18 protein-coding genes are annotated in these 21,767 nt (G+C 65.3%); 9 read left to right on the forward strand and 9 right to left on the reverse strand.

Annotated elements, in window-relative coordinates; all coding sequences use genetic code 11:
- Window positions 1-43: 43 nt before the first annotated feature.
- Together FJ973_RS01490 and FJ973_RS01495 are read right to left on the reverse strand one after the other, a co-directional pair.
- The gene (locus FJ973_RS01490) at window positions 44-3,694 is read right to left on the reverse strand and encodes a hypothetical protein (RefSeq protein ID WP_140554675.1); all 3,651 of its coding nucleotides are present in this window, start codon (window positions 3,692-3,694) and stop codon (window positions 44-46) included.
- 10 nt (window positions 3,695-3,704) lie between these two features.
- On the reverse strand, window positions 3,705-5,684 hold the full coding sequence (locus tag FJ973_RS01495) for a hypothetical protein (RefSeq protein ID WP_246675811.1): 1,980 nt from the start codon (window positions 5,682-5,684) through the stop codon (window positions 3,705-3,707).
- 590 nt (window positions 5,685-6,274) lie between these two features.
- Here FJ973_RS01495 and dnaK point away from each other — a divergent pair.
- The 9 genes from dnaK (at window position 6,275) to FJ973_RS01540 (ending at window position 13,702) form a co-directional block, all read left to right on the forward strand.
- Window positions 6,275-8,191 (forward strand): molecular chaperone DnaK, encoded by a 1,917-nt coding sequence (gene dnaK / locus FJ973_RS01500; protein WP_140514198.1) that lies wholly within the window; start codon window positions 6,275-6,277, stop codon window positions 8,189-8,191.
- 213 nt (window positions 8,192-8,404) lie between these two features.
- Complete coding sequence (gene dnaJ, locus FJ973_RS01505) at window positions 8,405-9,535, forward strand: molecular chaperone DnaJ (RefSeq protein ID WP_140491627.1); 1,131 nt, start codon at window positions 8,405-8,407, stop codon at window positions 9,533-9,535.
- 210 nt (window positions 9,536-9,745) lie between these two features.
- On the forward strand, window positions 9,746-10,351 hold the full coding sequence (pmtA, locus tag FJ973_RS01510) for a phospholipid N-methyltransferase PmtA (protein WP_140514197.1): 606 nt from the start codon (window positions 9,746-9,748) through the stop codon (window positions 10,349-10,351).
- 222 nt (window positions 10,352-10,573) lie between these two features.
- A complete protein-coding gene (locus tag FJ973_RS01515; protein ID WP_140491631.1) occupies window positions 10,574-11,170 on the forward strand; it encodes an NADPH-dependent FMN reductase in 597 nt (198 codons plus the stop codon).
- On the forward strand, window positions 11,167-11,880 hold the full coding sequence (pyrF, locus tag FJ973_RS01520; protein WP_181165186.1) for an orotidine-5'-phosphate decarboxylase: 714 nt from the start codon (window positions 11,167-11,169) through the stop codon (window positions 11,878-11,880). Before FJ973_RS01515 ends, pyrF begins: the two co-directional genes overlap by 4 nt.
- A 29-nt stretch (window positions 11,881-11,909) precedes the next feature.
- On the forward strand, window positions 11,910-12,197 hold the full coding sequence (locus FJ973_RS01525) for a DUF1330 domain-containing protein (RefSeq protein ID WP_140491638.1): 288 nt from the start codon (window positions 11,910-11,912) through the stop codon (window positions 12,195-12,197).
- A gap of 277 nt (window positions 12,198-12,474) precedes the next feature.
- On the forward strand, window positions 12,475-12,795 hold the full coding sequence (locus FJ973_RS01530) for a helix-turn-helix domain-containing protein (protein WP_140491640.1): 321 nt from the start codon (window positions 12,475-12,477) through the stop codon (window positions 12,793-12,795).
- Window positions 12,792-13,256 (forward strand): SRPBCC family protein, encoded by a 465-nt coding sequence (locus FJ973_RS01535; protein WP_140491642.1) that lies wholly within the window; start codon window positions 12,792-12,794, stop codon window positions 13,254-13,256. Before FJ973_RS01530 ends, FJ973_RS01535 begins: the two co-directional genes overlap by 4 nt.
- A 29-nt stretch (window positions 13,257-13,285) precedes the next feature.
- Window positions 13,286-13,702 carry a GFA family protein gene (locus FJ973_RS01540; RefSeq protein ID WP_140554676.1) on the forward strand — a complete coding sequence of 139 codons (417 nt, stop codon included), beginning with the start codon at window positions 13,286-13,288 and terminating at the stop codon, window positions 13,700-13,702.
- Between the two features lie 26 nt (window positions 13,703-13,728).
- Here the strand turns inward: FJ973_RS01540 and FJ973_RS01545 are convergent, their stop codons facing one another.
- The 7 genes from FJ973_RS01545 to FJ973_RS01575 form a co-directional block, all read right to left on the reverse strand.
- The gene (locus FJ973_RS01545) at window positions 13,729-14,781 is read right to left on the reverse strand and encodes a D-alanine:D-lactate ligase-like protein (protein WP_140554677.1); all 1,053 of its coding nucleotides are present in this window, start codon (window positions 14,779-14,781) and stop codon (window positions 13,729-13,731) included.
- A gap of 178 nt (window positions 14,782-14,959) precedes the next feature.
- The gene (locus FJ973_RS01550) at window positions 14,960-15,841 is read right to left on the reverse strand and encodes an SMP-30/gluconolactonase/LRE family protein (protein ID WP_140554678.1); all 882 of its coding nucleotides are present in this window, start codon (window positions 15,839-15,841) and stop codon (window positions 14,960-14,962) included.
- Window positions 15,838-16,482 carry a 2-dehydro-3-deoxy-6-phosphogalactonate aldolase gene (locus FJ973_RS01555; RefSeq protein WP_140491649.1) on the reverse strand — a complete coding sequence of 215 codons (645 nt, stop codon included), beginning with the start codon at window positions 16,480-16,482 and terminating at the stop codon, window positions 15,838-15,840. The genes FJ973_RS01550 and FJ973_RS01555 overlap by 4 nt, the downstream gene beginning before the upstream one ends.
- The gene (locus tag FJ973_RS01560; RefSeq protein ID WP_140554679.1) at window positions 16,479-17,453 is read right to left on the reverse strand and encodes a 2-dehydro-3-deoxygalactonokinase; all 975 of its coding nucleotides are present in this window, start codon (window positions 17,451-17,453) and stop codon (window positions 16,479-16,481) included. The genes FJ973_RS01555 and FJ973_RS01560 overlap by 4 nt, the downstream gene beginning before the upstream one ends.
- The gene (locus FJ973_RS01565; RefSeq protein WP_140491653.1) at window positions 17,450-18,217 is read right to left on the reverse strand and encodes an SDR family oxidoreductase; all 768 of its coding nucleotides are present in this window, start codon (window positions 18,215-18,217) and stop codon (window positions 17,450-17,452) included. Before FJ973_RS01565 ends, FJ973_RS01560 begins: the two co-directional genes overlap by 4 nt.
- Window positions 18,218-18,372: 155 nt before the next feature.
- On the reverse strand, window positions 18,373-19,722 hold the full coding sequence (locus FJ973_RS01570; protein ID WP_140554680.1) for an EAL domain-containing protein: 1,350 nt from the start codon (window positions 19,720-19,722) through the stop codon (window positions 18,373-18,375).
- 153 nt (window positions 19,723-19,875) lie between these two features.
- Window positions 19,876-21,672: a GtrA family protein gene (locus FJ973_RS01575; RefSeq protein ID WP_140554681.1), complete on the reverse strand. Its 1,797-nt coding sequence runs from the start codon at window positions 21,670-21,672 to the stop codon at window positions 19,876-19,878.
- Between the last annotated feature and the right edge of the window lie 95 nt (window positions 21,673-21,767).

The following is a 21,767-nucleotide window of genomic DNA, read 5'->3' on the forward strand; positions in this document are numbered from 1 at the left end:
CGGATTGCTCCGGCGGGGCTTCCGATGTGCCTTCAGGCGATGGTTACTGCTGCTGGAGATTCAGGATTCTGTTTGGAGCCGTATCCTGCTGCTGTTCGGACTGCGGCCTGCGCCGTGGCAGAACCTGCTGCAGCAGCATGCCCGGGTTGAGTTCCAGCGAGGGCTGCCCGCGCACCGGCCTGCAGTTTGGATAACGGCCGATCATGCCTTCCGGGCAACGCCGCCTGAAGATCGGCTGGCACTGGCCGTTGACCATTTGCGAGCCCGGCGCGCATTCGCTCTCTTGCCTGGACCGGCGGCATGCGCCGTCGATCACCCGGGTTCCACGCGGACAGACACACTCGCCGCGCTTGTTGTGGATCTGGCCGCGAATGTCGCACTGCTCCACATCGGGCTGCTTGCGCCGGCACACTCCATTGCGCAGCTCGGTCCCCCTCGGGCAGACGCAGTCGCCGTCCGCGCCGTGGACCTGGCCACGGATGGTGCACTGCTCGGGCTTCGGCCTGTCGCGTACGCAGGCGTTGGCATCCCGATCGAGATGCGTGCCCTTGGGGCAGGTGCAGCCATGGCCGTTCGATGTCGGCACCGATCCCGGTATCGCGCAGCCCGGCCTGGATGTCTTGACGCAGGCGCCATTCTCCAGCTCGGTCCCGCGCGGACAGACGCAGCGTCCATCCTCTGTGCGGACCTGGCCCTCGAGCAGCACGCAACGCTTTGGCTCCTTCGGCGGGATGATGACGCCGCCGGACGAGCACTGGCCGTTGCGATAGGTGGTGCCTTGCGGGCAGACGCACCGGCCGGCGTCGTTCATGACGAAGCCTGCCGAGCATTCCTTCTTCGTCTCATGGCTGATGGCGAAGGGATGGCAGGCATAGGCCTTGCCGCGATCGGCTTGGGTGTTGGCCTGGTCGCGGGAAAGCACATCGCCCCCGCCCTGCACCCGCGTATGGGGAGAAAGCACGCCGACGCAGTTCTGGCCGTTGACGCTGCCTTGCAGATTGGCCAGGCGGCTGTCGTCGGGGATGACCACGGTAACCTTGTGGACACGGCTTTCGCCGGCGCCAAGCGTCAGGTCGGCGATGCAGGATGCAGGCAAGGCCGCCGGTTCCGGCGAGCAGCCGAAGGGCGGCTCGATCGAGGTGATCGCGACGCCTTCCAGCCGGCCGAGGCCTTCGACGCCGATCGCATCGCCGATGCGGACCGGGCCGGAAAATTCCGCCGGGCCGTCGTTGGTGATGGTGATCTCGAACGAGCAGGGTTCTCCGGGCCGGCACTCGCGGTCGCCGGTCTTCTCGACGCGGATGGACGAGACCCCGCCGCCCTTGGCGCAGGCCCGGCCGACCGGATGGACGACGTCCTCGCCCTGCGCCGGGCCGTAGGAGCCTCGCGCGCAATTCTCGAACTCGCCGTTGACCGAAACCGTCACGTCGAAGTGCCTGCTGGTTCCGGGTGTCATGACGGCGCCTGGAATCTGGCACGCCAGCGTGTCGGCCGGAACCGGCCCGCATGCCCATTCCGCGCCGTCTGATGTGACGGTCTGGATCTGGACGGGCGCGCCGCCCGACACCAAAGTGGCGGCATCGTTGACCCGCACCGGACCGGTGGGGGCAGCCGTGCCGGCATTGCTGACGGTGATGCGGCAGGAGACGAAAGCGGCACCCGCCAGCGAACCGCCGCATGTCTTGGTGATACGCAGGACAGGCTGGCCGCCATTGGGACGAGGGATGCGTTGCTTGGCGCAGGCCCGGTTGTTGGTGAGGTCGGTTTCGCCGGGGATCGGTTTCACCTCGGCGCAATTCTCGACCGTGTCCGACCGGTAGCCGGCCGGCACCACCGCCTTGACGACGATCGCCGTCAAAGCTCCCGGCGGCAGCGAGATGCCGGCATTGTCGCAACGGAACTGGCCGGGGCCGTTCGGACCGCATGTCCAGGGTGGGCTCGGGCCAAAGGTCGAGGAGGCCGGCGCGCCCCCGGGATAGGTGTCGACCACGGTCAGCGGCCCGTTATAGGTCGAGGTGCCGTTGTTGATGATGTCGATGACGAAGCTGCACACGCCATCGGCGGTGCAGGCTTCCGCGCGGGCACGCTTTTTCAGGATCAGGTCGGCCTTCTTCTCGACCGGCGGCCGGCAGTCGCGATCGCGATCGCCACGCCGGCAGATCGGGATCGAGGCGCAGCCACGGTCGTTGGCCTGGCTGCCGAACAGCGGCTTGCCGCTGGCGGCATAGTTATAGGTGGCACAGTTGCGCAAGCTGCTGCCTTGCCAGCCGCCAGCCGGCTTGAAGCCGAACTCCAGGTCGATGAAAGCCCCCGGATTGAGTGTGGTCACCGGATGGGTGCACATCATCGGGGTGGCGCCGGGCACACAGGTCCAGGGCGGATTGGGTCCCGAATCGAGCGTCGAGCCCGCCGGCAGCGTCACCTCGTCGAGCACGATCTTGCCGTTGTAGGGCGCGTCGCCGACATTGGTGACCCGGATGCTGAAGTCGCAGCCGCCGCCCATCGTGCAGCGCGTGACATCGGCGCGTTTCTCGACCTTCAGGTCCGGTTCCCTGTCCTTGGGCGGACATCTCTGGTCGCGCGGGATGACGATGTCGATGGTCTGCGTGCAGCAGAGCCCCCAACCCTCTTTCGGCCCGGCATAGGTCTCGATGCCGGTGACGACGAGGTGGATGACGTCGCCGGGCGAGGCGCCGACGATCTTCCAGTTCAGCACACCGCCGCCGGCCGGCACCTTCTGTGTGTCGGGGACGATGGTGATGCCTGGCGTGGCGGTCGAAAGCTGCACCCACCTGCCGCCCATCTCGGGACCGACAGGCATATGGTAGATGAACGCGCCGCCGCCGGGCACGCAGTCGACCGTGCCGCGCTCCACCTTGAAGCATTCCTTGCCGGGAGGTGGCGGTGGCGGATTGCACTTGGTCAGGTCGACCCGGATCGAGGTTTTTTCGCCGGTGAGAAAATTGCCGTCGTCCGGCTTGCCCGGATCCTGTGAGGGAATAATGGTTCCCGTGCCGGTGCCGACGGTGACTTTGATCAGGCCCTGATTGTCGACCGTCGCCGGCGCGGGGAACGCCGCGTGGTCGATCCTGGCGGTGATGCGGAAAGTGATGGCGCGTTCGCCCAGTGCGCCCAAGCCGTCGAGGTCGGAAGCGGAAATCCGGAAATCCGCAACCGTTGCCGTGTCGTTGGGGCCGGCCGAATTGCTGATGACGGCGCCAGACAGAGGTCCGCCCGACGCATCGGTGCCGTCACCGGAGACCTGCATGTTGACGATCTGCAAGCCATGCGGGAGCTGGTCCTTGAAGTCGAGCCGGACCGTCTGCAGCGAAGCCGCAAACCCTGGGCTGGCGAAGCCTTGCGGTGCGCCGCGCAGGCCGAAGCTCAAAGTGTAGAAGACATAGTCGCAGCTTCGCTGGCCGCCGGTCTTGGTGAAGAACGGCACGGCTCGTCCGGGCTCTGGATTGATGATGCGCGGATTGTCGAGCTTGAATTCCTTATCCGGGCTGGCGGCCTGGACGGTCTTGGCCGGAGCCGTGTCTTCGGCAAGTGCCGGCAGCGCCGGCAGCATGGCGACCGCGATACCGGCCGCCACCAGCCAGCGCGCAGCGCGCCTGGCAAAAGACAGGCGCCTCGTGTTCATGACGGTTGATTTGTCGGCGACGCCCAGCGGGGAGAGTGCGAGATTGTTCATCGTCCCCTCCTCAGCGTTCGCAGCTGACGGCTGGCGTTCTGAGCGGCAAGGTCATCTTGCAGCAAGGGTAGTAGCCGCCCTTGTCCTTGTCGGACTTCCTGTAGAAGCAGAGCCCGACATCGACCGTGTCGCCCGGATGGTGGCCGGTGATGCCGATCGTGTAGGGCTTGCCCGGCGCATGTGACATGGGCGAGGTCACCCCGACGCCTGGCGTCCTGGATTGGGCTTTGATCGAATCGCCGCCGAAGCCAGCATGGTCATGAAGGTAGAGGTCCGCCTCGAGCCCGCGCGGTGTGCAGAAATACCTGACATCGTCGACATCGAGACAGGAGGGCAGGTTGCCGGGCGGCGGGAAGTCCGGCGGATAGAAGGGTGGCAGATAGCCGCCCGGGATTTCCTCATAATAGCCGGCGCGGCCCTCGCAGGGATGCCAGACGGCGACGTCGCCGACATGGCCTTCCACTTCCGGGTCCTCGAAATAGCCGTCGAAGTCGACGAACCAGGAGCCGAAAGGCGGCACATTGGCCGGCTTGACCAGTTCCCTGGGCGTGATCTGCACTCCGTGCACGGCGAGCGGCCCGCCAGCGGCGAGCCGCTCGGCAAGGGCCGGATTGTCGCGCAATTTGTCGCCAGTGTTGACCAGCGTCCGGGTGCAGACCGACGTGTCGAGATCGCCTTCGGCGTCGTAGCCATATTGCAGGTCCAGCCCGCCGGCCGACTGCCTGAAACCTTGCGGGAAGCCGACGGCATATTCCTGCGGCGCTTCCACCCAGACCGATTCCGTTGCCGGATCGTCCGGGTTTTCTCTGAAGTAGCGGATGACCTCGCCCTTGCCGGAATCGGCGAACTGGCTGTAGTCGTAGCGGTTCTCGACCGGGCCGCGCTGGGCCAGGTACATGAAGCCGCTATCGTCGAAGGCGATGTCGGTGACGGCATAGTCCTTGTCGGCCTTGACCGTCAGCTCCCAACGGGAATCGCCGGCGAAGCGGCCGTCGCGGGCAATGCCCACCGACCAGATCTCGGCCTTCTCGCCGACGGAATAATAGAGCCGGCCGCCATGATAGGCGACGGCCCAGACACGGCGCTGGTCCTGGGTGTAGCCCCAGGTCTCGGGGTCTTCCGTGTCGAAGGCCGCGCCCTGTATGTCCATGACGGCGCCATCGTCGCTGACCGGAGCCAGGCCATGCGCCGGGCGCCCGGCGACGCCATGGTCGAACGTGTCGACCAGCGCGCCATTGGCGTCGATGCGATGGATCAGACCGGTATCGAGGTCGGAGGCGAAGACTTGGCGGTGGATGGGGTCGAAGGTGAGATTGCCGATGCCGGGCCCGCTGTTGGTGTCGATGTCGGCGAATTTGGCGACCTGGCCGGTGATGCCGTCGACCTTCCAGATGGTGCCCGGCCGGCCGCCGTTCTCGGTGCCGAACTGGCCCTCCATGAAGGCAGCGCCTGCCATGCCGCGGTGCTGCCGCTCCGGACGGCCGTCATCGTCGGCGTCAGGCGTGACGATGCGGATGCCGTGCAGCGAGGTGGCGCCGGCATAGAGATTGGGAACGCCTGACGGGGCACCATCGCGCATGCCGTCATCATAAGTGAGGCCGAACACCTGGCCGATCTGGCCTGATGTCACCTCGAAAGGCGGCGGCGTGTAGACGAGCTGGCCGGAGGCCGGCCCGCCCAGGCTTGAAACGTCGAAAACGCGCAAGGTGGCGCGCGCCGTGTCGATGAAGGTCTCGTCAATCGGATCGACGCCGGGCGGCAGGCCCCCCTTTTCGGAATCTGAAGAGTCGAAATCGGGAATGACGGTGCCGGAAAATCCGGTGACCGCCATCGAGCCGGGATAGATGATCCGGGTTTCCTGCGCCCGCGCGGGGCCGCCAAGCCATAGGCCGGCGGTCAGCGCCAGGACAAGAAAGGCGCTGGCGGCCTTCGCCACGCCGCCCAAACGGCCGGCACGAGAGGGCGCGAACCGGCGGTGATCGCGAGACATGGAACTCCCCCCGAAGTCTAACGGAGAACCAACCGATCCTGCCGCGCAAACCAGCGCAAGGCGCGGCGTTCCAGCACGTTCGTCCCCGATCGAATTGTCTGCTTTCCTCATAATTACGATACGCCTGCTCCTGTGCAGGGTCAACGGAACAGCGGAAAGCCAAGCGCATCGACCCTGTCGCGAAGACGATGGTCGCGCCGAGCTCCTGTTGGTCGGGGAGGCCATGGCGTCCCTGGGGTGCTGGTCATGGTGGCTCCCTTTCCCGTGGCCGCATCATGCGGCGCCTGAGCGTCAGTCGCACGCGGAGGCGGAAAGGTTCACTGTGGGGCCCGGCTATTCTTTCAGACGCCGCGAAGCGGGCGGACGCGATGCCTCGGGCGCAGGCGTAATCGGGCCGTTTCGCCATCCGCTGTCGAGGATGGTGGAAGCCTTGCGCAGAATGCTTGCGCCCGATGCCGCCTGTTCTTATATACGCGCCAAGCCGTCCAGCGCCGCAACAGCGGTTGCCGAACGGGATTTCTTGTGAACAGGGGCTTTCGTCGGAACGCCTTACGGGTCCTGAGAGCCTGCTTAGCGGAGAGACTAGAAAAATGGCAAAAGTAATCGGTATCGATCTCGGCACCACCAACTCCTGCATCGCCATCATGGACGGCAAGGAGCCGAAGGTGATCGAGAATGCGGAAGGCGCGCGCACGACGCCTTCCATCGTCGCCATCTCGGGCGACGGCGAACGTCTCGTCGGCCAGCCGGCCAAGCGCCAGGCGGTCACCAATCCTGAAAACACCATCTTCGCGGTCAAGCGCCTGATCGGCCGCCGCTATGACGATCCGGTGACGGAAAAGGACAAGAAGCTTGTCCCCTACAAGATCGTCAAGGGCGACAATGGCGATGCCTGGGTCGAGGCCGGCGGCAAGAAGCAGTCGCCCAGCCAGATCTCGGCCATGATCCTGCAGAAGATGAAGGAAACGGCGGAAGCCTATCTCGGCGAGAAGGTCGAGAAGGCGGTCATCACCGTTCCCGCCTATTTCAATGACGCCCAGCGCCAGGCGACCAAGGACGCCGGCAAGATCGCCGGCCTCGAAGTGCTGCGCATCATCAACGAGCCGACCGCGGCTGCCCTCGCCTACGGCCTCGACAAGAAGGACGGCAAGACCATCGCCGTCTATGACCTTGGCGGCGGCACGTTCGACATTTCGGTGCTCGAGATCGGTGACGGCGTGTTCGAGGTGAAGTCGACCAATGGCGACACCTTCCTCGGCGGCGAGGATTTCGACATGCGCCTCGTCGAGTATCTGGCGGCCGAGTTCAAGAAGGAACAGGGCATCGACCTGAAGAACGACAAGCTTGCCTTGCAGCGCCTCAAGGAGGCTGCCGAGAAGGCCAAGATCGAGCTGTCGTCGACGACGCAGACCGAGATCAACCTGCCGTTCATCACCGCCGACGCCACCGGGCCCAAGCACCTGACGCTGAAGCTGACGCGCGCCAAGTTCGAAAGCCTGGTCGAAGACCTCGTCCAGCGCACCATCGATCCGTGCAAGGCGGCGCTCAAGGATGCCGGCCTGAAGGCGGGCGAGATCGACGAAGTGGTGCTGGTCGGCGGCATGACCCGCATGCCCAAGATCCAGGAAATCGTGAAGCAGTTCTTCGGCAAGGAGCCGCACAAGGGCGTCAACCCCGATGAGGTCGTTGCACTCGGCGCCGCCATTCAGGCCGGCGTGCTGCAGGGCGATGTCAAGGACGTGCTGCTGCTCGACGTGACCCCGCTGTCGCTCGGCATCGAGACCCTGGGCGGCGTGTTCACCCGGCTTATCGAGCGCAACACGACGATCCCGACGAAGAAGAGCCAGGTGTTCTCGACGGCTGAGGATTCGCAGTCGGCCGTGACCATCCGGGTCTTCCAGGGCGAGCGCGAAATGGCCGCCGACAACAAGGCGCTCGGCCAGTTCGACCTGGTCGGCATTCCGCCGGCCCCGCGCGGCGTGCCGCAGATCGAGGTCACCTTCGACATCGACGCCAACGGCATCGTCAACGTTTCGGCCAAGGACAAGGGCACCGGCAAGGAGCACCAAATCCGCATCCAGGCCTCGGGTGGCCTTTCGGACGCCGACATCGAGAAGATGGTGAAGGATGCCGAAGCCAATGCCGACGCCGACAAGAAGCGGCGCGCGCTGGTCGAGGCCCGCAACCAGGCCGAGGCGCTGGTGCATTCCTCGGAGAAGTCGCTGAAGGAATATGGCGACAAGGTCTCGGAAGCCGACCGCACGGCGATATCGGACGCGATCGCGGCGCTGAAGACCGCTACCGAGGGTGACGACGCAGCGGAAATCGAAGCCAAGAGCCAAGCGCTCGCGGAGGCTTCGATGAAGCTCGGCCAGGCCATGTACGAGGCCTCGCAGAAGGAAGCGGCGGAAGCCGATGCCAAGGCGGACGCCGCCAAGGACTCGGATGTGGTCGATGCCGATTTCGAGGAAATCGACGAGGACGACGACAAGAAGAAGTCGGCCTGAACCGGCTGACGGCAAGATAAAGCGGAAAGCCCGGCGCAAAGCCGGGCTTTTTTGCAACCCTGGCAGAAAAAGTGCGGAAAAAATCGTCGAAAAGCACGAACAGCTCCGCACCGGCCCTAGCATCCGGGCTGCGCCGATCCTAAATCGTGGCAACGTGCCGGCAAACGACGCAACACTGCATGAAGACGTTGAGCATCCGGACAGCGGGAAAAAATGAAAGCTGATTTCTACGAGACGCTGGGCGTGCACAAGGGTGCCGACGACAAGGAACTGAAGAGCGCTTTCCGCAAGCTCGCCATGCAGTTCCACCCCGACCGCAATCCGGGCGACCATGCCTGCGAGCACAAGTTCAAGGAAATCAACGAAGCCTACGAGACGCTGAAGGATCCGCAGAAGCGCGCGGCCTATGACCGTTTCGGTCACGCGGCCTTCGAGCAGGGCGGCATGAACGGCGGCGCACACGGCTTCGGCGCCGGCGGCTTCGCCGACATTTTCGAGGACATTTTCGGCGACATGATGGGTGGCCGCCAGCGCCGCTCTTCCGGCGGCCGCGAGCGCGGCGCCGACCTGCGCTACAACATGGAAATCTCACTGGAAGAGGCGTTTGCCGGCAAGACCGCGCAGATCCGCGTGCCGGCCTCGATCTCCTGTTCGGAATGCTCGGGAACCGGCGCCAAGCCCGGAACCCAGCCGGTCACGTGCTCGATGTGCAACGGCCACGGCAAGGTGCGCGCCACGCAAGGCTTCTTCTCCATCGAGCGCACCTGCCCGCAATGCCAGGGCCGCGGCCAGACGATCAAAGATCCGTGCCCGAAATGCGCCGGCCAGGGCCGCGTCACCGAGGAGCGGTCGCTGTCGGTCAACATCCCAGCCGGCATCGAGGACGGCACCCGCATCCGGCTTGCCAATGAGGGCGAAGCCGGCTTGCGCGGCGGGCCGTCGGGCGACCTCTACATCTTCCTCGCGGTCAAGCCGCACGAATTCTTCCAGCGCGACGGCGCCGACCTCTACTGCAAGGTGCCGATCTCGATGACGACTGCCGCCCTTGGCGGCTCGTTCGAGGTGACGACGCTGGACGGAACGCAGACCAAGGTGAAGGTGCCGGAGGGCACCCAGAACGGCCGCCAGTTCCGCCTCAAGGGCAAGGGCATGCCGGTGCTGCGCCAGCCCAATGTCGGCGACCTCTACATCCAGACGGCGGTCGAGACGCCGCAGAACCTGTCGCGCCGCCAACGCGAGCTGCTGGAGGAATTCGAACAGCTCTCCTCACAGGACAATTCCCCCCAGTCGAGCGGCTTTTTCGCCCGCATGAAGGACTTTTTCGAGTCGTTCGGCGAGCGTTGATCGACGGCCTGTGCGCGTGTGGCTTGCCTTGCCGGTGTCGGCGCTGCGCCTCACCTGCCGGGCGGCCAACACGCGCCGTGAAAACCGCAGTAGGCGCGCATTTTTAGACGCGACGAAAACTATCTTATCCACGACATAGGCATGACCCTGCCTTGCCTTGGGCGGCTTAGGTGTTAAGTAGCTCTCAGGGGAGCGCTGAGGAGAGCTAGCATGACACGTGGTCCGGGACTGCGGAAGGCGCTTGCCGAAAAGTTCGATGACGAGCTGAAGTTCTTCAAGGGCTGGATCGACAAGCCGAAGACGGTCGGCTCGATCGTGCCGACCAGTTCCATCACCGCCCGCAAGATGGCTTCGATCGTCGACCCGAAGTCCGGTCTGCCGGTGCTCGAGGTCGGGCCCGGCACCGGCGTCATCACCCGCGCCATCCTGGCCCAGGGCGTGAGGCCTGAAAACCTCTACGCGGTCGAATATTCCACCGACTTCGTGCGCCATCTGCGCCGGCTCTACCCCGGCGTCAACGTCATCGAGGGCGACGCCTTCAATCTCAACGCCACGCTTGGCGCCAAGAGCGGGATGATGTTCGATTCGGTGGTCTCGGGCGTGCCGCTGCTCAACTTCCCGGTCGCCCAGCGCATCGCCTATATCGAAAGCCTGCTTGACCGCATTCCGGCCGGCCGGCCGATCGTGCAGCTGACCTACGGCCCGATGTCGCCGATCCCGCCCGGCCGCGGCGACTATACGGTCAAGCATTTCGACTTCATCATCCGCAACATCCCGCCGACGCAGCTGTGGATCTACCGGCGCGAGGCGCATTAAGGATTGCGAAGCCGACCGCGAATGTCTTCGAAAGTCGTCATCCTGCGGCTTGTCCCGAGGATCTGCCGCATAGCGGTATCAGATGCGGTGGGCATTGGGACGAAAATGTCTGACTTGGATGCGTTGGCAGATCCTCGGGGCAAGCCCGGGGATGACGCTTTGCCTGATCTGCATTGATTTGAGCGGGCTCTGGCTGTACCTGTCCGGGAACAAGGTTGGCCAATGGCAGTGATCCCAAAAATCCTCGTCTTTGCCGGCTCGGTCCGGGCCGGGGCCTTCAGTGGCAGGACCGCCGACGTGGCGCAGAAGGAACTTGCGGTACAAGGCGCCGAGGTCACTCGCATCTCGCTCGGCGACTACCCCTTGCCGATCATGGATGAGGATCTGGAGAAGGAAAAAGGCGTCCCCGAAAACGCCCTGAAACTTGCCCGGATGATCATTGCCCATGACGGGCTGCTGATCGCCACGCCCGAATATAACGGCTCCATTCCGCCGCTGCTCAAGAACACGATCGACTGGGTGAGCCGGGTGCGCAAGGATGGCGGCCGTGCGGTGAGGCCGTTTGCCGGCAAGGTCGCCGGCCTCAGTTCGTCTTCCAGCGGACACTTCGCCGGGATACGCTGCATCAACCATCTGCGCGCCGTGCTGGTGCGTTGCCAGATGGAGGTGGTGACGCCGGAATGCTCGGTGCCGGAAGGCGGCAACGCCTTCGACGAGGACGGGCGTTTCAAGGACGAACGACTGCACCGAACCATGGAGCACCTATGCCGCACGCTGATCGAAACCTCGCGCATGCTGTCGACCCGGGTCGAGCCGTGATCGCCAACGCCATGCAGACCGACACAATGCGCGAAAGGCTGATCGTCGGCCTCGACGTGCCGAGCTTGAAGGAGGCCGAGAAGGCGGTACGCGAACTCGACGGCGTCGTCTCCTTCTACAAGATCGGCTATCAGCTCGCCTTCGCCGGCGGGCTCGATTTCGCCAGGGAGCTCGCCAGCGCGGGCAAGAAGATCTTTCTCGACATGAAGCTGCTCGACATCGACAACACTGTGGCCAAGGGGGTCGAGAACATCGTCAAGATGGGCATGACCATGCTGACGCTGCATGCCTACCCGAAGACCATGCGGGCGGCGGTCGAGGCGGCGAGAGGCAGCGAGCTTTGCCTGCTTGCCGTCACCGTGCTGACCTCGATGGACGAACAGGACGTGATCGACGCGGGCTACGAATACGACCCGCACACGCTGGTGCTGCGGCGCGCGGAACAGGCGCTGCATGCCGGCATGGGCGGCATCGTCTGCTCGGCCGCGGAAACAGAGGCGGTGCGCCGCATCGTCGGGCCCGACATGGCGGTGGTAACGCCAGGCATACGCCCCGCCGGCAGCGACCATGGCGACCAGAAGCGCGTGATGACGCCGGCGGATGCCATCCGCAGCGGCTCCAGCCATCTGGTCGTCGGGCGCCCGATCGTCGCCGCGGCGGACAGACGCGCGGCGGCTGAAGCCATCCTCGACGAAATGCGCTCGGCATAATTTCCAACGAACGGCTTCGGAGAAGAAGGATGCCCAAGGGATACTGGATCGCCCGCGTCGATGTGCGCGACGCGGAAGGCTACAAGGATTATGTCGCCGCCGCCAAGCCGGCCTTCGAGCGCTTCGGCGCGAAATTCCTGGCGCGCGGCGGCGAGCATGAGAAGGCAGAAGGGGCCGGCCGCGCGCGCAACGTCGTCATCGAGTTCGAGACGCTTGCCGCCGCGCATGACTGCTACCATTCACCTGAATACCAGCGCGCCGCCGCCATTCGCCAGAAGGTCGCCGACGGCGAGATCGTGCTGGTCGAGGGCGTCTGAGGCTATCCCGGCCGGCATCAGTGCCGGCCGCGGCCTTTGCACGAGTCCTGAGGTTCACATCCCGCAGCCTGGCCCAGCAGGCGGCGCCCCGCCCGGTTGTCTTTGAGCGACAACCGGCACAGTCGTTCGACAACGGCCACGACATGGCTGACGCATAATCCCTTTAGCAATCGCGTCCGAACAGCCCTTACACGGGGGTAATTTTGATGCCGGCCGATCGCGGGTTGACATGCAGGTATTTACCTGCATATTATGGCTTCACATCAGAGTGAACCCGATGGACGCGGACAAGGTTTTCAAGGCGCTGGGCGACCCGACACGCAGAAGGCTGCTTGATCTTCTGTGCGAGAAGAACGGGCAGACGCTGGGCCAGCTTTGCGAACATCTCGATATGGCCAGGCAATCCGCCACCCAACACATCGACCTGCTGGAGGCGGCCAATCTGGTGAGCACGGTCAAACGCGGCCGCGAGAAGCTGCATTTCATCAATCCCGTGCCGCTGCACGAGGTCTACGAGCGCTGGGTGCGCAAATTCGAACGCCAGCGGCTCAGCCTGCTGCATGACCTGAAACAGGAACTCGAAGGAGAAGACAAATGACCGCAGAGACGACCAGCTTTGTCTACGTGACCTACATCCGCTCGACGCCGCAAAAAGTGTTCGAGGCCATAACCAGGCCCGACATCGCACGGCGTTACTGGGGCCATGAGAACGTCTCGGACTGGAAGGCGGGATCGAAATGGGAACATATCCGCGCCAATGACGAGCGCACCGTCGAACTGGTCGGCAAGGTCGTCGAGATCTCGCCGCCGACCCGTCTCGTGATGACCTGGGCAAACGCTTCGCAGGCCGACGATCCGTCGAAACACAGCCGGGTGACGTTCGCCATCGAGGAATACGACACGATGGTGCGGCTGACCGTCAGCCATGACGAACTCGAAGCCGGCAGCGGCATGGCGAAGGGTGTCAGCCAGGGATGGCCGGCGGTGCTGTCCAGCATGAAATCCTTCCTGGAGACCGGCAGCGGCATCGATATTTTCGCCAAGCCGAAATCGGCCTGACCAGCAAATCCGACTGCAGGAAAACGACAATGACCAAACGCTACACCGGCGGATGCGCATGCGGTGCGATCCGCTATGAAACGAGCAGCGAACCCATCTTTCAAAACCACTGCCAATGCCACGAGTGCCAGAAGCGAAGCGGCACGGGCCACAGCTCCTATCTGACTTTCCCCCGGCGAGCCGATGTGACGATCACGGGCGAAGCGAGCACCTGGCGGGTGGCGGGCGACAGCGGCAACGAAAAGATCCACGCCTTCTGCCCGACCTGTGGAACGCCGGTCTACCTGACGCAGGTCGCAAGGCCGGACCTGATAGCGGTTCACGCGACCAGCCTTGACGATCCCGGCCAGTTCAATCCGCAGGTGGTCACATATGCCATCCGCGGCCATGCCTGGGACAGGATAGATCCTTCCTTGCAGGCATTCGAGCGAATGCCTTTGGGATAGCGTACGGCAGGCAATCTTGCCGCGCTTTAACGGGTCATTCGGTTCGCCGCGGTTTCGGCCATGGCGTCGGCAAGCTCCAAGCCCCATTGAGACCGGCAATAGGCGCGGAAATCGAAGCAAGGCAGGCCGGGGCAGACCTCGAATTCTATGAGGTGAACGGTGTCGTCGGGCTCGATCCTGAAATCGATGGAAAACACGTCGCGCAGGCCGAGCCCGCTCATCAGCCGTTCGGCGATGGCGCGGACTTTTGCATCGGCGAGCGGCTGGCTTTCGGCGACCGGAAGCAGAAGCGGCTCGGCGTATTTGCCCGCCGCCTTCGCCGCCTCGCCGGTCTCGCCGTAAAGCGCCAGGCTGTCTTCCATGGTCTGGAAATCGCCGCCGGACTCGACGAAAGCGACGCCGAGCGCTTCGACGCCGGTGTCCGGCCTCAGGCCCAGGAAACTGGCGCGCGCATTGCGGCCGCCGACATAGGGCTGGACGACGACGTCGTCGCGATAGGCGGTGAAAACACGCCGGCTAAGCTCCAGCGCGTGGCCGAGATCGCCGCAGCGCGAATCCGGCCAGATGCCGATCTTGGCGCCGAGCCGGTTCGGCTTGACGAACCAGCCGGCGGCGGAAACCGGCGGCTCGACCAGCCATTGTCCGTTGCGCGCCAGGCCGGCCCGCGGCACAGGCAAGCCGAGCGCGCCGAGCACGGCGCCGGAGCGGAACTTGTCCTGGCAGAGCGCGAACAGCGAATCCTCGGCGCCGATCGCCTTCAGGCCGTTCAGCCTGGCAAGTGCAGGCGCCGCGCCGCCCCGGAAATAGGCGATGCCGTCGGTCAGCGTCCAGACCAGCGTGGCGGCCGGGTCGGCCTTGGCGAGCATATCGGCGGCATCGTCCAGCTCCACCGCCGCGAAGCCGAGATCGCGCCGATTGAAGGCAGAAGCGAGGGCGTCGAATTCATGCGCGAGATCGGTCGATTGCGCCAGGTAAGAAACGATTTCGGCGGCACGCTCCGGCGCGTGGCCATCGGCGAGGAGCCGCTCGAGGCAGGCCTTTTCCGGCTCGTGGACGAGGATCAGCCTGGGGCTGGACATGACATGATTCCCAATGGTGCAATTCCACACCATCGCATGGCGAAGACGCCAGGCTTTCGCGAAACCGACGCGGGCCGGACGCCTGCGTGACAGCCGGCCGAATGATCCCGTCAGACCCGGTGCATCGGGGTACCGAGACTCGCGTCAGGCCGAGCCGAAAAGGCCGGCATCAGGTGCCCTAGGCGATCAGCACGCGGGGCTCGAACCGGCCATTGACCTCGATGTCGAGGAGGAAGGTCATGCCGGCCTGCGGGTCGAGCTGACGCTGCTTGTCGTCCTTGCCGTGCCAGGCCGATGTAACCGCCAGCCGGCTGGCGTTCTTGCCGACAAAGGCCGGGCAGGAAGGCTGCGTCACCGGCATGGCGATCGTGCGCACCAGCTTGCCGTCCGGGGCGTAGCCCTTGACCACCTTGCCGCCCCAGACGGCATTCCACAGGATGCCGTCGCGGTCGAGCACGGAGCCGTCGACGAAGCCCTTGGCCGACCGGTGATCAACGAACACTTTCGGCTCGCCCGCCGGCAGGCCGGTCGCCGGATCACAAGCGACGCGCATCAACAGGCCGGTCGAGGTGTCGGTGTAATAAGCGAGCGCCCCGTCCGCGGAAAAACAGATCGAGTTCGACACGGTGATTTCGGAGAACAGCTTGCGCAATTCGCCCTTGAAGAACCAGTAGATCGCGCCGGCGCGCTTCTCCTCGCTTTTGCCCATCGTGCCGGTCCACAGGGCGCCGCAGGGATGAACGCGGGAATCGTTGGAACGGGTGACCGGATTATCGGCCTCGACAAGTGTGTGCAGCGTCATCCTGCCGGTGGCGACGTCGCGGACAAAAAGCCCGGTTTCGGTGGCGATCAGCTGGCGCTTGTCGTCGATGATGGCGAGAGCGCTGGCCATCCGGCCAAGCTCGTGCACCTGGGTCGCGCCGCCGGACAGGCGCTTTTCCAGGAGATGGCCCTTGACGATGTCGAACCAGTAGAGCGTGTCGGTGGCGGGGTCGTAACTCGGCCCCTCGCCGAGCTGGCAGACATGGTCGGAAAAAACCGAAACGATCGCTTCGCTCATCCTGCGTCTCCGCCGAACACCGCGTCCCAGGCCGTCACCGCCGCCTGGGCCCGCGCGGCCACGTCTTCGACGCTCATGCCCGGCTTGAACAGGCTGGAACCAAGCCCGAAAACCGTGACGCCGGCCGCCTTGTAGCCGGCAAAGTCCTTCTCTGAGACGCCGCCGACCGCGCCGACCAATGTCGAAGCCGGCAGCACCGCGCGGATGGCGGAAATACCGGATGCGCCGAGCACGCTTGCCGGGAAGAATTTCAGCGCCGAGGCGCCGAGCCGGATCGCCAGGAAGGCCTCCGTGGGCGTGAACACGCCGGGCATGGTGACCATGCCGTATTGCATGGCGCGTTCCATCACCTCGGCATCGATATTGGGACTGACCAGCAGCCGGCCGCCGGCTTCGTGCAAGCCATCGACATCGGCCGGCGTCAGCACCGTGCCGGCGCCGACCAGCGCGGCCGGCGGCAGCGCCTTGAGGATGGCGGCGATGGACGCGAACGGATCGGGTGAATTGAGCGGCACCTCGATCGCCTCGATGCCGGCATCGAAGACCGCCTGGCCGATCGCCACCGCCTCGGCAGGCTTGAGGCCGCGCAGGATGGCGACCAGCCCGCGCTTGAGCTTCGGGAACGCAGCGGTCTGGTTCATCGGGCAACTCCGGTTCTGGCGATCATGCCGTTTTCGCGCGCCGCCTCGACCAGGCCGGCACGCACCGCCTCATCCGCGTCGACGGTCCGCACGCCAAGCCCGGCAAGGCCGAGCGCCTGCCGATAAAGCGCCGCAAGCGCGCCGGAGGCAATCAGCACCACCGATGTGGCGCCCGCGGCCTGGCGGCGCCTCGCCGAGGCGATCTCGCCGCCGATCAGCAGGCCCGACAGGCAGGCCGCGGCATCGTCGGCCTTCATGTCCTGGAGCAGACCGGCGGCGCGGATCGAGAACAGTTTTGCGGTGACGTCGCCACCTTCGGTCAACGCCGCACCACACCAGCGGCGGAAGAAAGGGTTCTGCGGGTCGACCGGCTTGGGATGCTCGCCGAGCGAATGGCGCAGGATCGAATGCGCGGCCAGCACCGAGAACAGCTCGCCGGTCGGCCATGTGCCGAAGCCGGCAACGGCGCCGTCCTCAACCAGAACCCATTTCGAATGGGTGCCCGGCATGCAGACGATTTCACGCCCCTTTGCCGGCAAACCGGCGCCGGCAAGCTGTGTCTCCTCGCCGCGCATGACGTCTGGCGCATCGGCCAGGCGTTGGGCAAGGCCGGGCACGATACGAATGTCGCGGCTCTCCCCCGGGATGCGGGCCGCGCCGGCCAGGATGGCGCCGATCGGCGCCGGCACGGTGACATAGGGCGCTTCGAGCCAGCCCTGGCGCGAGCCTGCCATGCCGCAGATGATGACGGGCAGCGTTTCCGGCGCGCCCATGGCGGCGAGATGACCCTCGAGAACCCGGGAAAAGCCCTTCTCGCGCGCGGTGATCAGTCCGTCGTCGCCGCGACGCTCGGCAAGCACCTTGCCGCCGCCGTCGATCAGCCAGGCACGAAGCCGGGTCGTGCCCCAATCGAGCGCCGCGACCGCCGGCACATTGCCGACAAATCGGGGGCCGGCAAACCCGGGGCTCACAGGAAACCTCCGTCGACGATCAGCATTTGCGCGGTCAGCATGCGCGAGGCGTCCGAGGCCAGGAACAGCACGGTGCCGACCAAATCGTCCGGCCGCATGACGTCCTTGATGCACTGCTTGGCGACATGAGAGGCAAGCGCCTGCTCCGTCACCCAGCGTTCCTGCTGCCGTTCCGTGATGACCCAGCCGGGCGCGACGGCGTTGACGCGGATACGGTCGGGCCCGAGCTTGCCGGCCAAACCCTTGGTGAGGCCGAGTATGCCCGCCTTGGCGGCGGTGTAGGCCGGCATGTCGGGGTGGTTGATCAGGTAGGAGGTCGAGGTGAAATTGATGATCGAGCCGCCGCCGGCCCGCTTCATGCCCGGCGCCACCGCCTGCGCGGTGAAGAAATGCGGTCTGAGGTTGATCGCCTGGTTGTTGTCCCAAAACTCCACCGTCACGTCTTCGACGGCGTGGCGTTCGTCCCAGGCGGCATTGTTGACCAGCACGGTGACGTCGCCATGCGCTTCGGCCGCCTTCGCGGCAGACGCCCGGAGCGCTTCGATGTCGCGCAGATCGGACTTGAGGTAGAGCGGCCGGCGGCCGAGCTCTTTCTCGATGCGGTCGGCAAGCGCGGTGCTGGGCTTGTCGGCGATGTCGATGAAGGCGACCTTGGCGCCCTGGCGCATGAAACCCTCGGTCAATGCCGCGCCAATGCCGGAGCCGCCGCCGGTGATCAGCACCGAAGCGCCTTCGAGGTCGGCAAAACGTGCCGATGGCATCATGGTTTTCGTCTCCCGGGTTGACCGGCGCGCATCCTAGCCAGACCGGTCCGGCGGGCAAGGGCGAAAAGACGGATTTTCCGGCTTATGTCTGACAAAAAGCCTGAAGGTCGCGCGCAGGCACGGCACGGCCTCGATCGAACGGGCCAATCGCCCGTTCAGACCGCCTTGGCGCGCAGGGCGCCGCGGAAGGAATCGCGGAGATAGCCGAGCGTGGCGTCGGCATCGGCCGGCTTGCCGAACAGATAGCCCTGCCCACCGGCGCAGCCGAACTGGACGAGCCGGTCGGCCTGCGCCTCTTCCTCGATGCCTTCGGCGACGACATCCATGCCGAGCCCTTCGCACATTGCGAGAATGGCGCGGATGATGTGCTCCGACGGGCGGTCATCGAGAATGGAGGAGACGAAGGCGCGGTCGATCTTGAGCTTGTCGAAATGGAATTCGCGTAGCCGCCCGAGCGAGGACTGGCCGGTGCCGAAATCGTCAAGCGAGACGCGGATGCCGACGCGGCGCAGGTCCTCGACGATCTGCGCGGCCGAGGCCGGATCGTTCATCAGGCCGGTCTCGGTAATCTCGATCTCCAGCCGGCGCGGATCGAAGCCGGTGCGATCGAGGATCGCCAATATGTGCAGGCCGGTGTTCTGGTCGACGAGCTGCGAGGGCGACAGGTTGAAGGACAGGAACAGGTCCTTCGGCCAACTCCTCGCCGCCTCGGTCGCCTTGCGCAGCACTAGCTGCGACAGCGGGCCGATGATGCCGCGCTCCTCGGCGATCGGAATGAAGACGGTCGGCGGCACCGAGCCGAGATCGCGGTCGGTCCAGCGCGCCAGCGTCTCGAAGCCGATGGTGCGGCGCGTGGTGAGGTCGACGATCGGCTGGAAATGCGGCTCCACCTCGCCGGCCGAGACGGCGCGGCGCAGCGCCTGCTCGATGCGGGTGACGCGCTTGGCCGCCTCTTCCATTTCGCGGGTATAGACGACGACCCGGCCGCGGCCGGATCGCTTGGCATGGTAAAGCGCCGTTTCGGCCTTGTTGATGAGGATCTCGGTGGTCTCGTCGCCGGAATAGAACAGCGAACAGCCGACGGAGGCCGACAGCCTCGCCGTGCGTTCGCCGACATCATACGGGGCCGACAGGATTTCGATCAGCATGCGCGACTTTTCGGCGGCCGCCTCCTCGCTGAACACCAGCGGATAGAGGAAGGCGAATTCGTCGGCGCCGATGCGGCAGACGGTGGAATGGCCGTCCATCGAGGCGCGCAGGCGCATCGCCACCTGGATCAGGATGTCGTCGCCGGCCTTGTGGCCGAACAGATCGTTGATCGGCTTGAATCCATCAAGGTCGAGAATGCCGACGGTGAAGGGCGCGGGATCGTCGGCACGGTCGCTGATCAGGCGATCGACCTTGTCGAAGAAGCGGCGATGGTTGCCAAGCCCGGTCAACGGATCGGTGAATGCCAGATCCGTGCTCTCCCTGTTTGCCTGACCGGTGCCAAACGAAGTTTGCATCGGTGTCCCTGTTTCTCGAAGTCGGAATTTATTTCCGAGACTGGCAGCAAACCCTTTAGGAAACGTATCGGGAAAATCGATTTTTCGCCGCTAGAGCGCGTTGCCCTCCGCAAAGCCGCCCGGGCTCAAGGGCGCCGTCGCTCAGGCGGATTCTCAACCGGCGGTGCGAACGCGATAGAGCTCCAGCGGCGCGCCCTGGGTCTCCGCCACCGGTTCCAGCCAATCCGGCACGCTGCCATGCATCAGCCCGGCCAGAAAGCCGTCAGGCGCCTTGGTTGCGAGAAGCCTGGTTTCGGGATTGCCGCGGCAGAGCGCGACAATCCCGACGCGATGGTTTGCCACGACGGCTTTCGCGTCAGTGGCCGAGCCCAGCAAGGCATCGAATACGAGCAGGTTTCCGGCGACGTTGCGGTGGTAGGGCCCAGCGAGCGCGCGATGACCGGTAAAGGCCAGGATCGGCGAGCCGAGATTGGAGATGGCCAGCACCGTGGTGTCAGGCATGCGGGCGAGCACGGCGAACGAGGCCTTGCTGTTGCAAGGTGCATCGATGCCGGCATTGGTGACGGCCGCACCGGTCTGGAAGGCGCTCGATGCCGCCTCGGCAGCGCTGGACCAAACCGCATTGACCGAGATCAGCCAGGCCGCGGCCATACGGAGCACGGAGCCGCCGGACGGGCTGTTTTCGGCGCGCTGCCGCCATTCGGCGATCCAGGCGCAAAGCGGGATCACCGCGAAGGCGATGGAGAAGGTCGAGCCGCGGACCTCCCAGGCACTGACCAGGAAAGCCATCACCAGCAGCGCGCCGACGAGACTGTCTTGCCGCCGCCAGCCGCCCTTGCCGAGGCGCAGCGCCATCAGGACGATCGCTACCAGCGGCGTCGCGAAGCGCGCCACCGCTCTGGCCGGATCGGCCGCGACGAGCTGGAATATCGACTGCGCTTCGTCGATATGACCGAGCCACATCTGCTGGAGGCGCGGGTCGAGGCCGGCATAGGGGGCAGCCAGGCATTGCGGGAACAGAAACATCACGACAAGGACAAGCACGAACGCCAGCAGGCCGAGCGAGGCCAGGCGACGGCCGTACGTCGCATTGGCGGCGCCCCATGAGGCGATGACCGCAAGGCCGGCGCCGGCAAGCGCGGCAACCACGAACTGCACGGTCGAGAAGGTGTCGCACTGGGTCTGCCCCCATGCCGACGCCGGTATGGTGGTGATGAAAACAAGGGCCGAGACGGCGGTGACGCCCAAGCCAAAATCCCTGGCGATCAGCCTTTCGCCGCCACCGCTGACGAGGAACAGCAGGGCGACGATGGCGCCCAGGGTTCCAGCATAGGGGGCGCTTTCCATGCCGATCGCCAATGCCAGCGTGGCGCACGCGCCGGCAAACAGGGCGGCTGTCCGGTGGCGAGGTGCTTCAAGCAGCAAAGCCAAGCCGGCCAAGGTCAGCATCAGCTGGACATTGTGGTGATCGAGCGCGCCGGGCGAGAAGATTCCGAGATAATACAAGGCCGCTCCGCCGACCACCGCGGCGGGCAGGACCGCGTGCTCGCCGGCGAAAGCGCGCGCGGCGCGCATGATGGAGAACAGCGCGAGCCAGAATTGCAGGAGAGGCCAAAGCACCTGCACGACCTGCTCGCCCAAAGCGGCACTGCCCGTCAGGGCCGACAGGGCAAGCATGCCGAGCGCCAGCGGGGCGTCGAGCAGCCGCGACCAGTGCATGACGAAGCCACCCTCCAGCCCCATCCTGTACTGGTGCAGGTCGAACCAGCCCTGGCCGGCCAGGAGGTCGCGAACCTCCACCAGTTGCAGCAGGCTGTCATTGTCGCCGGCCGGGTTGGCCAGTTGCGGGAATCCGGCATAGAGATCGAGCGCCAGCAGCAGCAAGGCGGCAAGCAACGCAAACGCTATGTCGGACTTCCAGGTGGAAGCGCCGTTGCTGGCTGTGCTCATCCCATCGCCCCTGGCAGGAATGCCGGGCTTTTTCGGCCAATCGACACTCGTAAAGTCGGCCTTAAACCTAGCCTTAACGGCTTCAATAAATAGTA

The sequence above is a fragment of the Mesorhizobium sp. B2-1-3 genome, from assembly GCF_006442495.1.
Classification (GTDB): domain Bacteria; phylum Pseudomonadota; class Alphaproteobacteria; order Rhizobiales; family Rhizobiaceae; genus Mesorhizobium.